Origin of the sequence: Gordonia sp. (in: high G+C Gram-positive bacteria), from assembly GCF_052106715.1 — a bacterium.
Classification (GTDB): domain Bacteria; phylum Actinomycetota; class Actinomycetes; order Mycobacteriales; family Mycobacteriaceae; genus Gordonia.
In genome coordinates this window covers 1-13883 of record NZ_JBQEDL010000059.1, presented here as the reverse complement: position 1 = coordinate 13883, position 13883 = coordinate 1, and the positions used below count along the sequence as shown (strand labels likewise).

Annotated in this window: 18 protein-coding genes; 8 read left to right on the top strand and 10 right to left on the bottom strand. The window is 66.9% G+C overall.

From position 1 onward, the window contains the following. A partial coding sequence (locus ACTIMF_RS18380) for a histidine kinase N-terminal domain-containing protein (protein WP_442351726.1) occupies positions 1 to 905 on the bottom strand: 905 nt, incomplete at its 3' end. Between the two features lie 12 nt (positions 906 to 917). Next, a complete protein-coding gene (locus ACTIMF_RS18375) occupies positions 918 to 1136 on the bottom strand; it encodes a biotin/lipoyl-binding carrier protein (protein WP_442351725.1) in 219 nt (72 codons plus the stop codon). Between the two features lie 117 nt (positions 1137 to 1253). Here ACTIMF_RS18375 and ACTIMF_RS18370 point away from each other — a divergent pair, with 117 nt between their 5' ends. Further along, positions 1254 to 1328, top strand: a complete 75-nt coding sequence (locus tag ACTIMF_RS18370; RefSeq protein ID WP_371865352.1) for a 50S ribosomal protein bL37 — start codon at positions 1254 to 1256, stop codon at positions 1326 to 1328. A 93-nt stretch (positions 1329 to 1421) separates the two neighbouring features. Here ACTIMF_RS18370 and rsrA read toward each other — a convergent pair whose 3' ends face one another. Beyond that, entirely contained in the window at positions 1422 to 1724 is a 303-nt protein-coding gene (rsrA, locus tag ACTIMF_RS18365) for a mycothiol system anti-sigma-R factor (RefSeq protein WP_442351723.1), read from the bottom strand. Beyond that, positions 1721 to 2461 carry a sigma-70 family RNA polymerase sigma factor gene (locus ACTIMF_RS18360; protein ID WP_442351728.1) on the bottom strand — a complete coding sequence of 247 codons (741 nt, stop codon included), beginning with the start codon at positions 2459 to 2461 and terminating at the stop codon, positions 1721 to 1723. The genes rsrA and ACTIMF_RS18360 overlap by 4 nt, the downstream gene beginning before the upstream one ends. Before the next feature lie 137 nt (positions 2462 to 2598). On the opposite strand from ACTIMF_RS18360, the gene ACTIMF_RS18355 reads away from it, so the two are divergent. Further along, entirely contained in the window at positions 2599 to 3345 is a 747-nt protein-coding gene (locus ACTIMF_RS18355; RefSeq protein ID WP_442351722.1) for an SOS response-associated peptidase, read from the top strand. A gap of 79 nt (positions 3346 to 3424) precedes the next feature. On the opposite strand, the gene ACTIMF_RS18350 is transcribed toward ACTIMF_RS18355, so the two are convergent. The 3 genes from ACTIMF_RS18350 to ACTIMF_RS18340 all read right to left on the bottom strand — a co-directional run bounded on the left by ACTIMF_RS18350 (position 3425) and on the right by ACTIMF_RS18340 (position 6201). Beyond that, a complete protein-coding gene (locus tag ACTIMF_RS18350) occupies positions 3425 to 4915 on the bottom strand; it encodes a flavin-containing monooxygenase (RefSeq protein WP_442351721.1) in 1491 nt (496 codons plus the stop codon). Between the two features lie 129 nt (positions 4916 to 5044). After that, on the bottom strand, positions 5045 to 5968 hold the full coding sequence (locus tag ACTIMF_RS18345; protein ID WP_442351720.1) for a quinone oxidoreductase family protein: 924 nt from the start codon (positions 5966 to 5968) through the stop codon (positions 5045 to 5047). Between the two features lie 44 nt (positions 5969 to 6012). Next, positions 6013 to 6201, bottom strand: a complete 189-nt coding sequence (locus tag ACTIMF_RS18340; RefSeq protein WP_442351719.1) for a hypothetical protein — start codon at positions 6199 to 6201, stop codon at positions 6013 to 6015. A 134-nt stretch (positions 6202 to 6335) separates the two neighbouring features. Here ACTIMF_RS18340 and ACTIMF_RS18335 point away from each other — a divergent pair, with 134 nt between their 5' ends. Both ACTIMF_RS18335 and ACTIMF_RS18330 read left to right on the top strand, forming a co-directional pair. Beyond that, entirely contained in the window at positions 6336 to 7172 is an 837-nt protein-coding gene (locus ACTIMF_RS18335) for an aldo/keto reductase (protein ID WP_442351718.1), read from the top strand. 74 nt (positions 7173 to 7246) lie between these two features. Next, entirely contained in the window at positions 7247 to 8404 is a 1158-nt protein-coding gene (locus tag ACTIMF_RS18330) for an aminotransferase class I/II-fold pyridoxal phosphate-dependent enzyme (RefSeq protein ID WP_442351717.1), read from the top strand. Between the two features lie 37 nt (positions 8405 to 8441). Here ACTIMF_RS18330 and ACTIMF_RS18325 read toward each other — a convergent pair whose 3' ends face one another. Both ACTIMF_RS18325 and ACTIMF_RS18320 read right to left on the bottom strand, forming a co-directional pair. Further along, a complete protein-coding gene (locus ACTIMF_RS18325) occupies positions 8442 to 8870 on the bottom strand; it encodes an NUDIX domain-containing protein (RefSeq protein ID WP_442351716.1) in 429 nt (142 codons plus the stop codon). After that, a complete protein-coding gene (locus ACTIMF_RS18320) occupies positions 8863 to 9426 on the bottom strand; it encodes a PadR family transcriptional regulator (RefSeq protein WP_442351715.1) in 564 nt (187 codons plus the stop codon). Before ACTIMF_RS18320 ends, ACTIMF_RS18325 begins: the two co-directional genes overlap by 8 nt. A gap of 99 nt (positions 9427 to 9525) precedes the next feature. Between ACTIMF_RS18320 and ACTIMF_RS18315 the strand changes: the two genes are divergently transcribed. Genes ACTIMF_RS18315 through rsgA form a run of 4 tightly spaced genes read left to right on the top strand, consistent with a single transcriptional unit; the run spans position 9526 to position 12674 of the window. After that, positions 9526 to 9936, top strand: coding sequence for a nuclear transport factor 2 family protein (locus ACTIMF_RS18315; protein ID WP_442351727.1), 411 nt, complete (start codon positions 9526 to 9528; stop codon positions 9934 to 9936). 41 nt (positions 9937 to 9977) lie between these two features. Continuing rightward, complete coding sequence (locus ACTIMF_RS18310) at positions 9978 to 10352, top strand: VOC family protein (protein ID WP_442351714.1); 375 nt, start codon at positions 9978 to 9980, stop codon at positions 10350 to 10352. A 22-nt stretch (positions 10353 to 10374) separates the two neighbouring features. Continuing rightward, positions 10375 to 11643: a 3-phosphoshikimate 1-carboxyvinyltransferase gene (gene aroA / locus ACTIMF_RS18305; RefSeq protein WP_442351713.1), complete on the top strand. Its 1269-nt coding sequence runs from the start codon at positions 10375 to 10377 to the stop codon at positions 11641 to 11643. Continuing rightward, entirely contained in the window at positions 11640 to 12674 is a 1035-nt protein-coding gene (gene rsgA / locus ACTIMF_RS18300) for a ribosome small subunit-dependent GTPase A (protein ID WP_442351712.1), read from the top strand. The genes aroA and rsgA overlap by 4 nt, the downstream gene beginning before the upstream one ends. Positions 12675 to 12707: 33 nt before the next feature. Here rsgA and ACTIMF_RS18295 read toward each other — a convergent pair. Continuing rightward, positions 12708 to 13883, bottom strand: a 1176-nt coding sequence (locus ACTIMF_RS18295) for a fatty acid desaturase family protein (RefSeq protein ID WP_442351711.1), incomplete at its 5' end; no start/stop codon positions are given.

Genomic DNA, 13883 nt, shown 5'->3' with positions numbered 1-13883 from the left:
GTCGCGTCCTTGCTGATCAACGCGAGATCCCGGCGTTTCACCTCGGTGACGTCGCGGATCAACAGGACCGCGCCGCGGGACTGCCCACGTGAGCGCAACGGAACGGCGCGGACCAGAACGTTGGCTCGGCGCGCGTCGAGTTCCATGCGCAACGCCAGATCGGGACCAGGTAGCTCGCCGCCGACGGCCGCCTCGATCATCCCGGCCGCGTCGACCGACTCGAACGGGTCGGTAAGCAGTCTCGCCACCAGGTCGGCGACGACGACGCCGGACAAGTCCGTGGTCCACCCCATACGGTGCACGGCAGACAGCGCGTTGGGGCTCGCATAGACCACGCGCCCGTCCGGGTCCACGCGAATGAACCCGTCGCCTGCGCGGGGGGTCGACAGACCGAGGGTGTTCGCCTCGTCGAGCGGGAACGTGCCTTCGACGACCATCTCGCATAACGCCTGTGCCGCGTCTCGGTATGCGGCCTCCAATGGTGACGCCGGTCGAGTCTCCGAGGCGTCCGCGGCCCGACCGAGGACCGCGATCACCCGACCGTCGAAGGTCACCGGTACCGCGATCCGCTCAATGAGGAGGTTTCCGAACCGGGTCGCGATGCCGTCTTGTTCGATGCGGCCACTGGTCAACGCCGTGGTGATCAGCGGGTTGGCGCCCTGCGGGCTGGCCGGCCGCTCCACCCGGTGACCGACCTCGTCGTGCTGGAACACCGTCGACGCGGTGTTCGGCCTGCACTGGGCCACGTAGACGAGGTTGTCGCCGTCGCCGCTGACGGCGAGCAGGTAGTCGGCGAACGACAGATCTGCCAACAATTGCCATTCGGCGACGAGGCGCTGCAGGTGTGCTGCGGCGGCGTCGGGCAGACTGGTGTGTTCGGCGAGGAGGTCGGAGAGGGTCGCCACGTGCCGCCCGCGTCAGGCCCGGTAGGTGGCGATGACGTCGCCCGCTTGGATCACGTCGCCGGTCGCCACTTTGACGAGGTCGATGGTGCCGGGGTCTTCGGCGAGAACCGGGATCTCCATCTTCATCGACTCCAGGAGAACCAGGGTGTCGCCTGCGACGACTTCCTGGCCGTCGCCGACCGAGACCTCGAGGACCGTTGCGACGATTTCTGCGACGACGTCTTCAGGCATGGCCCGATCGTAGCCGAGGCTCCACGCCGGCACGGCGGAGCCGACACGATTAGCACACCGCTACCGCAGCGTGAAACAATGGCCGACGCACGTGAACACTGGAGAAGGAGGTCCGTCATGGGTAAGCGCGGACGTAAGAAGCGTAGCCGTAAGAAGAACGCAGCCAACCACGGCAAGCGTCCTAACGCCTGAGCGTGAATGCGAAAACGACCCGGTCTTTGTAATAAGGACCGGGTCGTTCGCGTTGAAGCCGTCGTGTGGTGTTCTGCGCCTGGAGTTCTCCAGCTAGCCTTCGGCTCGGTAGGTGCTCTGGCGGATCGTCACCGAGCGCCGGATCTCCACGCGGAGCCGTTCGCGTAATCCCTCGGGCGCTGCGTCGTTGCCGCACTTGCGACTGATGAGCTCCTTGAGTTGGCGCTGAACTCCGTAGTGGTCGAGGCAGCTCGGGCAGCCGTCGAGATGCCCCTGCAGACGCTCGCGCGCACCGCTATCGCATTCGTTGTCGAGGAGCAGCCAGATGTCGGCGACGACGGCCGAGCAGTCGAGGTCTTCGAACTGGTCATCGGGCTCGGATACGCCGGCGCTCATCGGACGGCCTGCCCGGTCGTCTGGCCGATGCCACGTTCCGTGGCGACGTCCGAGAGCAGGTCGCGCAACTGGCGACGTCCCCGATGCAGTCGCGACATCACCGTTCCGATTGGCGTGTCCATGATCTCGGCGATCTCCTTGTAGGGCAGACCTTCGACATCCGCGTAGTACACGGCCATCCGGAAGTCTTCGGGCAGTTCAGCGAGCGCATCCTTGATCTCCTGATCGGGCAACGCGTCGAGCGCCTCGATCTCGGCGGAGCGCAGACCGGTCGACGTGTGCTCGGCGGTCGCCGCGAGCTGCCAGTCGGTGATCTCCTCGGTCGGGTACTGCGCGGGCTGCCGCTGCTTCTTCCGGTACGAGTTGATGTACGTGTTGGTGAGGATGCGGTACAGCCAGGCCTTCAAGTTGGTGCCTTCGCGGAACGACGAGAACGCAGAGAACGCCTTCAAGTACGTCTCTTGGACGAGGTCTTCGGCGTCGGCCGGGTTACGCGTCATACGCAGCGCACCGCCGTAGAGCTGGTCGAGCAATGGCAGCGCATCGCGCTCGAATCGCTCGCTGAGCTCGGCTTCAGTCTCCTCGTGGTCACTCGCCTCGGGCGGGACCTGGGTATCCGACACGGAGTTCCCTTCGCTTGACGCTGGTTCCGTCGAGTCTAGCGACACTCGTCCACTGGTGTGGTCGGCCCCGCTCTGGTTCGACGGCCAAGCGATCACCACTTTGGGCTCGAGCATTCGCGCGGTCGCAGCGGCCATGGCGTCGTTCACCTCCTGGTGCTCTCATGACTTCTATCCGATTCGGACGTTTCAACACCGAGCACACCGAACTTGTTCCGTGCGCCTCGAACTGCTTCCGTGCCAGCATGGATCGCATGTGCGGACGTTATGCAGTGACCACCGATCCGGCCCGGCTGGCCGCCGAGATCGATGCGCGGAACGAGGTGAGCGAAGCAGACATCGCCGAGAAGTTCTCGACGGGCAACTACAACGTCGCCCCGACGACGACGGTGATGACCGTGGTGGATCGGCACTCCCGCGAACCCGAGGGCGACCTCGCGCGCCGGATCCGGGCGATGCGGTGGGGCCTCGTCCCACCGTGGACCAAAGAACTCGGCAAGGGGCCGTTGCTGTTCAATGCGCGTGCCGAGTCCCTGGCCGAGAAGCCCGCGTTCCGCAGTTCGTTCAAGACGAAGCGGGCGCTCGTTCCGATGGACGGCTGGTACGAGTGGAAGCCGGGTCCGGTCGGGGCCAACGGCAAGCCGACCAAGATCCCCTATTTCATGTCGCCCGAGGACGGCACGCGCCTGTTCATGGGCGCACTGTGGGCGGCGTGGCGTCCCGCTGCGGCGCGCGAGGCGGACGACGATTCGGCATGGGTGTCGAGCACGACGATCATCACGACGGACTCCGTCGGAGCCCTCACCGACATCCACGACCGGATGCCACTGATCATGCCGTTCGAGCACTGGGACGCCTGGCTCAATCCCGATGAACCCGCCGATCCCGCACTGCTGGCCCCGCCCGCCGTCGAACTCGTGGACCGCATCGCGATCCGCGAGGTGTCTCCCCTGGTGAACCGGGTCGCCAACAACGGACCGGAACTCCTCGACCCCGCCTAGGAGTCCGCTCACTTCGCAAGCGTTCGCTCCCCGCGGGAGGTGAGCGAGCGACGGCGGAGTGAGCGGAGCCGCAGTCGGGTTACGCGTACGTGTAGTCGTCGAGCGGGAAGGTCTCCATCTCGCGCAGCGACGGCAGAGTCGCCTGCGGACGCAGGAGCGTCGCCTCGCCGTGTTGGTTGAAGTAGTAGCTGCGCGACGCGGAGCAGTCGCCCGCGTAGAACACCGAGTCGCCCAACCGCCGCGTCACCTCGTCGAGGAATTTCTCGTTGGCCTCCGCCGTCACCTCGAACCGCGTGCTTCCGCGTCGTCGCATCTCGCCGAACAGCCGCGCGATGTGGCGCATCTGCCCTTCGATGGTCGTGAAGTACGACAGCCCGCTGTAGGAGTACGGGCTGTTGAGCGTCAGGAAGTTCGGGAACGAAGGAACCGTGATGCCCTCGTACGCTTGGAATCGGCCCTCGCGCCACCACTTCCCCAGGTCACGGCCGCCACGGCCGGTGATCGTGAACGCCGGAAAGTTGACGTCCCACAGGTTGAAACCGGTTGCCAGGACCAGGGTGTCGATCTCGATCTTGCGACCGTCGTCGACGACGATCCCGTCGGGCTCCACCCTGGTGATCGACGACGTCTCGAGTTCGACGTCGGGCCGATTGAACACCCGGAAGTAGCGGTTGCTGAACGTGGGCCGCTTGCACCCGAAGTCGTACGACGGTGTCAACTGCTTGCGCGTCGTGGCGTCCCGGACCTGGGTGCGCAGATGCGCCTTCGACAGGAGCGCCGCCAACTGGTTCCCAGGCTTAGCCTGCCGATAGTGCAGAACGCCGAACACCATGAGCATCTCGAGCAGCGACGTGTTGACCGCGCGCGCCGCCTTCTGGGTGAACGGAACAGCCGCGAACAGTCGGCGAATCGGCGGCGGGATCGGGAAGTCAACCTTGGGGACCACCCAGATCGGGGTCCGCTGAAAGACGGTGAGATTCCTTGCGGTACGGGCGATCTCGGGGACCAACTGAACGGCGGTCGCGCCGGTGCCGATGACGGCCGCCTTCTTGCCTGCGAAATCGTATCCGTCCCGCCAAGCGGTCGTGTGAATGATCTCGCCTGCGAAGGTGTCGATGCCGGGGAAGTCGGGGGTATACGGCTGCGAGAGGAATCCGGTCGCAGTCACCAGGAAGCGGGCGGTGATACTCCTGCCGTCCGCGGTCCGGACCGTCCACGCCTCCGCGTCGTCATCCCAGGCAGCCTCCTCGACGACGACGCCGAACTCCATATGGCGGCGCAGGTCGTACTTGTCGGCGATGTGCTCGGCGTACTGCTTCAGTTCGGAGCCCGGAGCGAACAGCCGAGACCATGACGGGTTCGGCTCGAACGAGTACGAGTACGTGACGGACGCGATGTCGACGGCAAGGCCCGGGTAATGGTTGACGTGCCAGGTGCCGCCGAGGTCGTCCTCACGTTCGAGAATCGCGAGCCGATCGACTCCTTGTCGTTTGAGTTCGATCGCCGCACCCATGCCGCCGAATCCTGCACCGACGATGACGGCTTCGTAATCGGTTGTGCGCTCGCTCATCTGACCCTCGTCCCGTCGCTGTTACTTGGTCCCGCCAGTGTGGCTCGGTCCCGTCACTGTTACTTGGCGTCACACTATAGTCCGGCTGACCGCCGGCCACCAGGGTCGAGCTTCGTCGGAAAACCGCCGTCAGGGCGTGAGGAGGTACTTGCCGCGGGGGTGAGGGCCGTCGAGTGCGTCGAAGGCCTGCGCCGCGTCGTCGAACGAGAAGGTTCCGACGATGTCGACGGTGATCGTGCCGTCGGCGAGCGCGTCGAGCAACGGTGCCACCGCGGCCCTGCGGTTGGCGCGGCTCGCCTCGCTCGAGCCGTTCAACAGAACGATGCCGTCGTCTGCGCGGCCCCACGCGGCGATGCTGACGATTCGATCCGGGGACACCGCCTGCAGGGATGCGTCGATCGCGGCGTCGGTGCCGACGGTGTCGATGACGGCGGTGACGGCGTCGGGGGCGGCGTCCCGAACGGCTGCGGCGAGGTCGCCGTGGTAGGAGACCGGGATCGCGCCGAGGCCGCGCAGATAGTCGTGGTTGGTCGACGATGCGGTGGCGATCACTGTGGCGCCGCGAGCGGCGGCCAAGACAACGGCGACCGAGCCGACGGCACCGGAACCGCCGTGGACGAGGACGACGTCGTCGGCGCCGACGTCGAGGGTGGCGACGGTGTCGTAGGCGGTGACGCCCGCGAGCAGGAGTCCGGCCGCCGCTTCGGTGGACGCTCCGTCCGGGATCGGGTGAACTGCTGCGGCGTCGACGACGACTTGCTCGGCGAAGGCTCCGGACACCGGGTAGACGGCGACCCGATCGCCAACGGCGAGACCGGTTCCCGACCCGGCGTGGGCGACGGTTCCGGCCGCCTCCCCACCGATCGCGAGCGGAAGTGCACTCGGATCGCTGCTCATCACTCCCCGGACGCGTTTGACGTCAAACGGGTTGAGGCCTGCCGCGGCGACGGCGACGACCACGTGGCCATCGTCGGCCACCGGGTCGTCCGCGTCGATGACGGACAGGACTTGTGCGGGTGATCCGTAGTCGGTTGCGACGAGTCTGCGTGTCATACGGCCATCGTAAAGATTGTCAACGCTTCGCTTTGAGGATCTCGTCAGCGCTTCGCCTTGAGAAGCGAGTACGCACCGACGACGGCGAGCGCGAGTAGCCCGAGCCAGAAGACGGCCTTGACGATCGGCCCGATCAACGAGACGACGACGAGGATGGCGATGACGATGGCGACGATCTTCCAGATCGACGTCCCGGACTCGGTGCTGGTGGTGTTCTCTGTTGAGGTGCTCATGTGTCCACCGTGCCACCGACAGCACACAAAAGCACCAGGTCGGAGGCGATCCCAGGGGAAGTTCAGGGTCTTCCCCCACCGCCGGACCGAGCACCGACGGAATAGTCGGGTCGCCGCCAGACGTTGAACCTGCCATGGCTGAACACACTGTGCCCGCAATCGCCCTGAACAACGATGTGCAGATCCCGCAGCTCGGGTTCGGCACCTTCCAGATCCCGCCGGAGGACACCAAGGCCGCCGTGTCGACCGCACTCGAGGCCGGATACCGCCACATCGACACCGCGCAGATGTACGGCAACGAGAAGCAGGTCGGCGAAGCGGTCCGCGAGTCCGGTATTCCGCGCTCGGAACTGTTCGTGACCAGCAAACTCAACAATTCTTTCCATGCACCGGCCGATGCCGTCGAGGCGGTGGCGAAGTCGACCGACGCCCTGGATCTGGGTCCGCTCGACCTGTACCTCATCCATTGGCCGCTCCCGAAGGTCGGCGACTTCGTCGATACCTGGCGTGCCCTCGAAGGCGAGTACAAGGCGGGCCAGGCGCGCGCGATCGGCGTCTCGAACTTCCAGCAGGCGCATCTGGAGCGTCTGCTCGCCGAGGCCGAGGTGGTGCCCACGGTCAACCAGATCGAGGTCCACCCGTACTTTCAGCAGGCGCCGCTGCGGACGTTCAACCGTGAGCACGGCATCGTCACCGAGGCGTGGGCTCCGCTCGGGCAGGGTGCCGTCCTCGACGACGAGGTCTTGTCGGCGATCGGCTCCGAGATCGGCCGCAGCGTGGCCCAGGTGACGTTGCGCTGGCACCTTCAGCGCGGGGACATCGTCTTCCCGAAGTCGTCGACACCAGCTCGCGCCGCCGAGAACTTCGCTCTGTTCGACTTCTCACTGTCGGACGAGCAGATGTCTCGGATCGACGCACTCGACGCGGGCCGCCGCCTCGGCCCGAACCCCGACGAGTTCAATCGGGTGTAGCGCACCGACGTTCCCCTCGGGTCGCGCCCCTCCGGTCAGGCCACCGCCGGTTGAGACCGAATACGATGACCCCCATGCGCTTGTCTCGTCGTGCCGAGTCCGTCTCCGCGTTCTTCGCCATGGAGTTCGGCAGGCGTGCCGCGGAATTGGAAGCGGCGGGCCATCACGTGGTCAAACTCAACATCGGCGAACCCGACTTCGGCGCGCCGCCCGCGTTTCTGCAGGCGGTGCGCGAAGTCAGCGACGGCCGTCCGCTGGCATATACCGGCGCTCTCGGGCTCACCGAACTGAGGGAGGCGATCGCTCGTTTCAGCGGCGAACAGTTCGGCGCACCGGTCGACGCGAACCGCGTGGTCGTGACGACCGGCGCGTCGGCCGCCCTTCTGCTCTCGTGTGCCGCGCTGATCGATCCGGGCGACGACGTCCTGGTCAGCGATCCGTCGTATCCGTGCAACCGGCGGTTCGCGGAGAGCTTCGGCGCCAACGTCCGGCTTCTGGAGACCCACCCGTCGTCGCACTTCCAGCTGGACACGGCGGCCGTCGCGGATGCCTGGTCGGAGTCGACGCGCGGCGTGATGGTGGCGTCCCCGTCCAATCCGACGGGCACGTCCCTCCCCTACAGCGAACTCCTCGACCTGTGCGGCGTGGCGCGGCAGCGGGGCGGCTGGCGGATCGTCGACGAGATCTACCTCGGCCTGGCCGACGGTGAGCGCCGCAGCGTCGCCGCCGACGACCCGGGCGCGATCGTCGTCAACAGCTTCTCCAAGTACTTTGGGATGACGGGGTGGCGGCTCGGCTGGGCGATCGTGCCCGACGAGATGGTTCCGGTGGCCGAGCGGCTGGCCCAGAACTACTACATCTGTCCGCCGACTCCCGCGCAGTTCGCGGCGCTCACCTGCTTCGAGCCTGCGACGATCGCCGTCGCCGATGAGCGACGCAGCATCCTTCGCGACCGGCGGCAGTTGGTACTGGAGGGTCTGGCTCGCATCGGCTTGGACGTCCCTGTGCCGCCCGACGGCGCGTTCTACGTCTATGTCGACGTGTCCGGGACCGGCCTGTCGGCCTCGGACTTCTGCGACCGCGCGCTGGCCGAAGCTCACGTTGCCCTGACACCGGGAAAGGACTTCGGTGTCGTCGGCGCCGAACAGTATGTGCGCCTGTCGTATGCGGCGTCGACCGAGGAACTGTCGCTCGGAATCGAGCGGCTGGGCGCATTCCTCGCCGGCCTGTAGTCCGCGCCCGCACGGGCGCTATTGCTGCGGCAGCCGCTCAAGGAATGCCGGCGTTGAGCTTGGCACGAGCCTGCTCCACGTCGAACCATGCGGCCCGGTCCACCTCCGGAAAGCTCTGCGTCCTACCGGATTTCGGTGGCCAGATGATCTCGAAGGTGTTGCTGACGATGGTGTCGGGATCCACCTGCCCCGCGATGGCGAAGGCGTGGACCCGCTTTCCGCTCTTGAGGCGGACCTCGCCGAGATCGGTCGCACCACCGCCGGGGACCCGATGGCCTGTCTCCTCGCCGAACTCGCGGATGGCGGCGGCAAGCAGGTCCTCGCCGGGGTCGACGAGTCCTTTCGGGATCGACCAGGCGCCGTCGTCCTTGCGGGCGAAGAACGGTCCGCCCGGATGGACGAGAAACACCTCGATACCGTCGGACATGTTCCGGTACAACAGGATTCCCGCACTAATCTCAGGCATTGCCGTCCTCATCCGACAACGCTGTCAGCGCCGTCTCGCACCAGGCGATGTTCTCGCGTTCGAAGGCCAGTCCGCGCAGCAGGGTGAGGTACGGGCCGAGGACCTCGCTGTCGGCGTAGACGGCTGCGTCGTCGCGGTCGGCCCGGTACGCGCTCTCGACGCGTTCGTAGTGGGCCAGTTTGCGGCGGGACGCCGCCAGTCGGTCACCGATCGTGGCGCAGATCGCGGGCCGATCCCCGGCAGACAAGCTCTGCACCATCACTAGCATCTCGTCTCGGACCGCGGTCGGTTTCGCGGTCGACTTGGAGTTGGCGGCGAGTTCCGCACGCCCCGCCTCGGTGAGCCTCAGCATCCGCTTGTCCGGTCGCGCCCGCTGCCGTACAACGCGCGCCGACACCATGCCGGCACTCTCCATGGCCTCGAGTTCCCGATAGATCTGTTGCGGCGACGCCACCCAGAACGTCGCTCGCGCCGGATCGAATTCTTTGGCCAGGTCGTAACCGGACGCCTCCCCCACGGTGAGGAGCGCGGCGAGGAGCGCGTGACGTAGAGCCATCCCCTCACCATAGTCAATTAATTCACTACTTAGCCTAGACAACGCGAACACCGCCGACGCATACTCGCCATACTCAACTTTTTGACTAAGGAGTCTCTCATGCGCGCATTCCGCGAGGCCGTCGATGCCCGAGACGAAGCGGCGATCGAAGCACTGCTGGCCGACGACATCCGCTTCACCAGTCCGGTCGCGTTCACCCCCTACCACGGCAGACACATCACCGCGGCCATCCTGCGCGCCGTTATGCGCGTGATGGGCGACGGCTTCCGGTACGTCGAGGAGTACGCCAGCGAGGACGGCCGCGACCACGCACTCCGGTTTGAGACGACGATCGACGGCAAGACACTCGGCGGATGCGATTTCATCCACGTGAACGAGGCGGGTCAGATCGACGACCTGATGGTGATGGTCCGTCCGTTGTCCGCCGCACACGCACTCTCCGAAGCGATGGGCAGGGAGTTCGATCGCATCGGCGCCGAGGCCGCGGAGGCCGCGACAAACCGGCGGTGAATGCGTGTTGCGGCCGGCAGGCCGATCGCTACGCTAGTCGCATGGAGATCCTGACGAGCCGTACCTTGCTGACCTCCCCCGACCCGCAGGCACTCACCACGTTCTACCGCGACGTACTCGGACTGGCGATCGCCCGCGAGTACCCCGGTGGCACCGTCTTCCACGCGGGAGCCGGACTCATCGAGATCCCCGCCCACATGTCGCCGCGCGATGGCGTCGGCGACGTCCTCTGGCTCCAAGTCCGCGACGTCACCGCAGCACGCGACGAACTCGCGGGCACAGGCGTGACGATCCACGCCGAACCGGAGACCAAACCGTGGGGCCTGCGCGAGATGACCGTGCACGATCCGGACGGTCGCGCGCTGATTCTCGTGCAGATCCCCGACGACCATCCACTGCGCCGCGACCTGCGATAAGCCGCATGAAACACTGGACCGCATGAGCACTTGGTCGTCGCCGTCCGTCAGCACGCCCGTCGACGCGGTCGTCGACTTGCCCGGTTCCAAGTCGATCACCAACCGGGCCCTGATCCTGGCCGCGCTGGCCGACGGGCGCTCGCACATCACCGGCGCCCTCCGCAGCCGCGACACCGACCTCATGCTCGCCGCGCTGGCCGCGATGGGCGTGGGCATCGCTCCCTCCGCAGACGATCCGACGACCGTCGACGTGACGCCCGCCCCCCTGCGCGGTGCGCGGGTCGACTGCGGCCTCGCAGGGACGGTCATGCGGTTCCTTCCCGCCGTCGCCGCACTGGCCACGGGCGACGTCGAGTTCGACGGCGACGAGCAGGCTCGCAGCCGTCCGCTGCACACCGTGCTCGACGCGCTGCGCGACCTCGGAGCCTCCGTCGACGGCTCGAGACTCCCGTTCACCGTGCACGGCGCGGGCACTCTGCCGGGCGGTCCGGTGACCGTGGACGCATCGGCGTCGTCGCAGTTCGTGTCCGGCCTTCTACTGTCGGCGGCCCGCTTCGCCGACGGCGTGGTCATCACCCACGACGGTCCGCCCGTCCCGTCGATGCCGCACATCGACATGACCGTCGCCATGCTGCGCGAGGCCGGTGTCGACGTCACGTCGGACGGCACGTCCTGGACCGTGCAGCCCGGGCCGATCCGCGCCGTCGACTGGTCGATCGAACCGGACCTGTCGAACGCCGCTGCGTTTCTCGCCGCCGCAGCGGCGACCGCTGGCCGGGTCAGCGTGCCTCGCTGGCCGGCGACCACCACTCAGCCCGGCGCCGAAATCACCTCGCTCCTCGCGCAGATGGGCGCGACGGCGACACACTTCGCCGACGGCCTGCTGACGGTGACGGGCCCGCAACGACTCGCAGCCGTCGACGTCGATCTGCATGAGGTCGGCGAACTCACTCCGACGATCGCGGCGCTCGCCGCACTCGCCGACGGCACCTCGACGCTGCGCGGCATCGCTCATCTGCGCGGTCATGAGACCGACCGCCTCGCGGCGCTCGCCGCCGAGATCAACGGGCTCGGCGGCAACGCGACCGAGACCGACGACGGCCTCGTGATCGCCGGAGGACCGCTGCACGCGGGCATCTGGCAGACCTACGCCGACCACCGTATGGCGACGGCCGGTTCCCTTCTGGGACTTGCGGTTCCTGGGATCGAGATCGAGGACGTCGAGACCACGTCGAAGACGCTCCCCGACTTCGTGACGATGTGGCAGACGATGGCCGGGTCCGCGTTGTGAGCCGCCGCACGCGGACGTACGACGAGTCGGACGTCCGCATCCGGCCCAGCAAGGGCAGCAGGCCGCGCACCAAGACCCGGCCGGCGCACAACGACGCTGAGACCGCGATGGTCGTCTCCGTCGACCGCGGCCGTTGGGGGTGCGTCCTTCACGACGACCCCGATCGCCGCATCGTCACAATGCGTGCGCGCGAGCTCGGTCGGACCCCGGTCGTCGTCGGAGATCGCGTCGGTATCGTCGGCGACCTGTCGGGGCGACCCGACACTCTCGCCCGCATAGTCCGGGTCGAGGAGCGGCGCACGGTACTGCGTCGCACCGCCGATGACACCGATCCGTACGAGCGGATCGTCGTCGCGAACGCCGACCAGTTGGTGATCGTGACCGCGCTGGCCGATCCCCCGCCGCGCACCGGGTTCGTCGAGCGCGCACTCGCCGCCGCCTACGCCGGGGGCCTCGCGCCGATCCTGTGTCTGACGAAATCCGATCTGGACGACCCCGATGAATTCGTCGCGAACTTCGTGGACCTGGATCTCCGGGTCGTCGTCGCGGGACGCGACGACGCCATCGACGAGTTGCAGGGGATTCTCGCGCACAAGCTTACCGCGCTCATCGGGCATTCCGGTGTCGGTAAGTCGACACTCGTGAATCGTCTTGTGCCCGATGCTGATCGGGCCACCGGCATCGTCTCCGGGGTCGGCAAGGGGCGGCACACCTCCACCCAGTCGGTGGTGCTCCCGCTCCCCGACGACGGCGGTCGACGCGGCTGGGTGGTCGACACCCCGGGAATCCGATCCTTCGGTCTCGCGCACGTGACGCCGGATCAGATCATCGACGCTTTCGACGACCTCCGCGACACGATCGCCGACTGCTCCCGCGGCTGCACTCACCTCGGTCCGCCCGCCGATCCCGAGTGCGCCCTCGACTCACTCGACGGCCCGTCCCACCGTCGCGCGATGGCCGTCCGGGAACTGCTGCGGTCGGTCACCGCGAGCGGCAACGACGAGCCCGTCGAGGCCCCGACGACCGACTGAGTCCTCACGGCACCGATCGAGCGGCCATATCGGTCAGGCAGCGAGCGTCGCCCGACGCCGCCGACGTGCCTTCAACTCGGCGATCGCGGTACGCAGACCCGTGGCGCGCGGCGCAATGGAGTCGAAACGGCGTTCGGACGCGGTTTCCGGAGCGTCGTCGACCGAGTCGCGGAGGAAGCGATCCGGCAGCGCCAACTTGTGGATGGTCCGCAGCGTCCGCAAGTACTGCACGGCGAACGGCCCGGTGTTGTACGGCAGATCGTACTTGTCGCACAGTTCGCGCACGCGAACCGCGATCTCGGCGTATCGGTTGCTTGGCAGGTCGGGAAACAGATGATGCTCGATCTGGTACGACAGGTTGCCGCTCATGAATGCGAGTACCGGCCCGGAATCGAAATTCGCGCTGCCGAGCATCTGCCGCAGATACCACTGCCCCTGCGTCTCGTTCTCGAGCGTGTCGATCGTGAACTTCTCGGCCCCGTCGGGGAAGTGACCGCAGAAGATCACGACGTAGGTCCACAGGTTGCGAAGGAAGTTCGCGGTCAGATTCGCCGTCAACGTCGACTTCGCGGCCCGTCCCGACAGCGCCGGGAACAACACGTAGTCCTTGGCCATCTGGCGTCCGGCCTTGCGCAAGAAGGTGCGGATCTCCGGCCGCGCCACCTCCATCGGCTTACGCCCGGCCACCACCTCTTTGAGTTCGAGGTCGTGCAGGGCGATCCCCCACTCGAACGTGGCCGCCAGAATGACGTTGAAAATCGGCTGGAAGGCCCGCCGCGGTTCCCACGGCTCGTCCCGCGTCACGCGCAGAATCTTGTAGCCCACATCGTGATCCATCCCGATCACGTTCGTGTACTTGTGGTGGATGTAGTTGTGCGAGTGCTTCCAGTGGGGCGATGCACACACCATGTCCCACTCCCACGACGTGGAGTGCACTTCGGGGTCGTTCATCCAATCCCACTGGCCGTGCATCACGTTGTGACCGAGTTCCATGTTCTCGATGCACTTCGCCAACGTCAGCGCGCCGGTGCCCAACCACCACAACGACCTGCGACGACTTCCGAGCAGAGCTGCGCGGCCGACGATCTCCAGGGTTCGCTGCGCTCGGATCGTCCGACGCAGGTAGGTCGCGTCGCGCTCGCCTCGACTGGACTCGACCTCCCGACGCAGAGCGTCGAGTTCCGCGCCCAGAGCGTCGACGTCCGCGTC

Bases quoted from the DNA above. Each gene is read 5' to 3' on its own strand.
- ACTIMF_RS18345 (WP_442351720.1), bottom strand. From the start codon at position 5,968: ATGACACGCAGACTCGTCGCAACCGACTACGGATCACCCGCACAAGTC.
- ACTIMF_RS18355 (WP_442351722.1), top strand. From the start codon at position 2,599: ATGTGCGGACGTTATGCAGTGACCACCGATCCGGCCCGGCTGGCCGCC.
- ACTIMF_RS18360 (WP_442351728.1), bottom strand. From the start codon at position 2,461: ATGCTCGAGCCCAAAGTGGTGATCGCTTGGCCGTCGAACCAGAGCGGG.
- aroA (WP_442351713.1), top strand. From the start codon at position 10,375: ATGAGCACTTGGTCGTCGCCGTCCGTCAGCACGCCCGTCGACGCGGTC.
- ACTIMF_RS18350 (WP_442351721.1), bottom strand. From the start codon at position 4,915: ATGAGCGAGCGCACAACCGATTACGAAGCCGTCATCGTCGGTGCAGGA.
- rsrA (WP_442351723.1), bottom strand. From the start codon at position 1,724: ATGAGCGCCGGCGTATCCGAGCCCGATGACCAGTTCGAAGACCTCGAC.
- ACTIMF_RS18310 (WP_442351714.1), top strand. From the start codon at position 9,978: ATGGAGATCCTGACGAGCCGTACCTTGCTGACCTCCCCCGACCCGCAG.
- ACTIMF_RS18335 (WP_442351718.1), top strand. From the start codon at position 6,336: ATGGCTGAACACACTGTGCCCGCAATCGCCCTGAACAACGATGTGCAG.
- ACTIMF_RS18330 (WP_442351717.1), top strand. From the start codon at position 7,247: ATGCGCTTGTCTCGTCGTGCCGAGTCCGTCTCCGCGTTCTTCGCCATG.
- ACTIMF_RS18375 (WP_442351725.1), bottom strand. From the start codon at position 1,136: ATGCCTGAAGACGTCGTCGCAGAAATCGTCGCAACGGTCCTCGAGGTC.
- ACTIMF_RS18320 (WP_442351715.1), bottom strand. From the start codon at position 9,426: ATGGCTCTACGTCACGCGCTCCTCGCCGCGCTCCTCACCGTGGGGGAG.
- ACTIMF_RS18325 (WP_442351716.1), bottom strand. From the start codon at position 8,870: ATGCCTGAGATTAGTGCGGGAATCCTGTTGTACCGGAACATGTCCGAC.
- ACTIMF_RS18340 (WP_442351719.1), bottom strand. From the start codon at position 6,201: ATGAGCACCTCAACAGAGAACACCACCAGCACCGAGTCCGGGACGTCG.
- ACTIMF_RS18315 (WP_442351727.1), top strand. From the start codon at position 9,526: ATGCGCGCATTCCGCGAGGCCGTCGATGCCCGAGACGAAGCGGCGATC.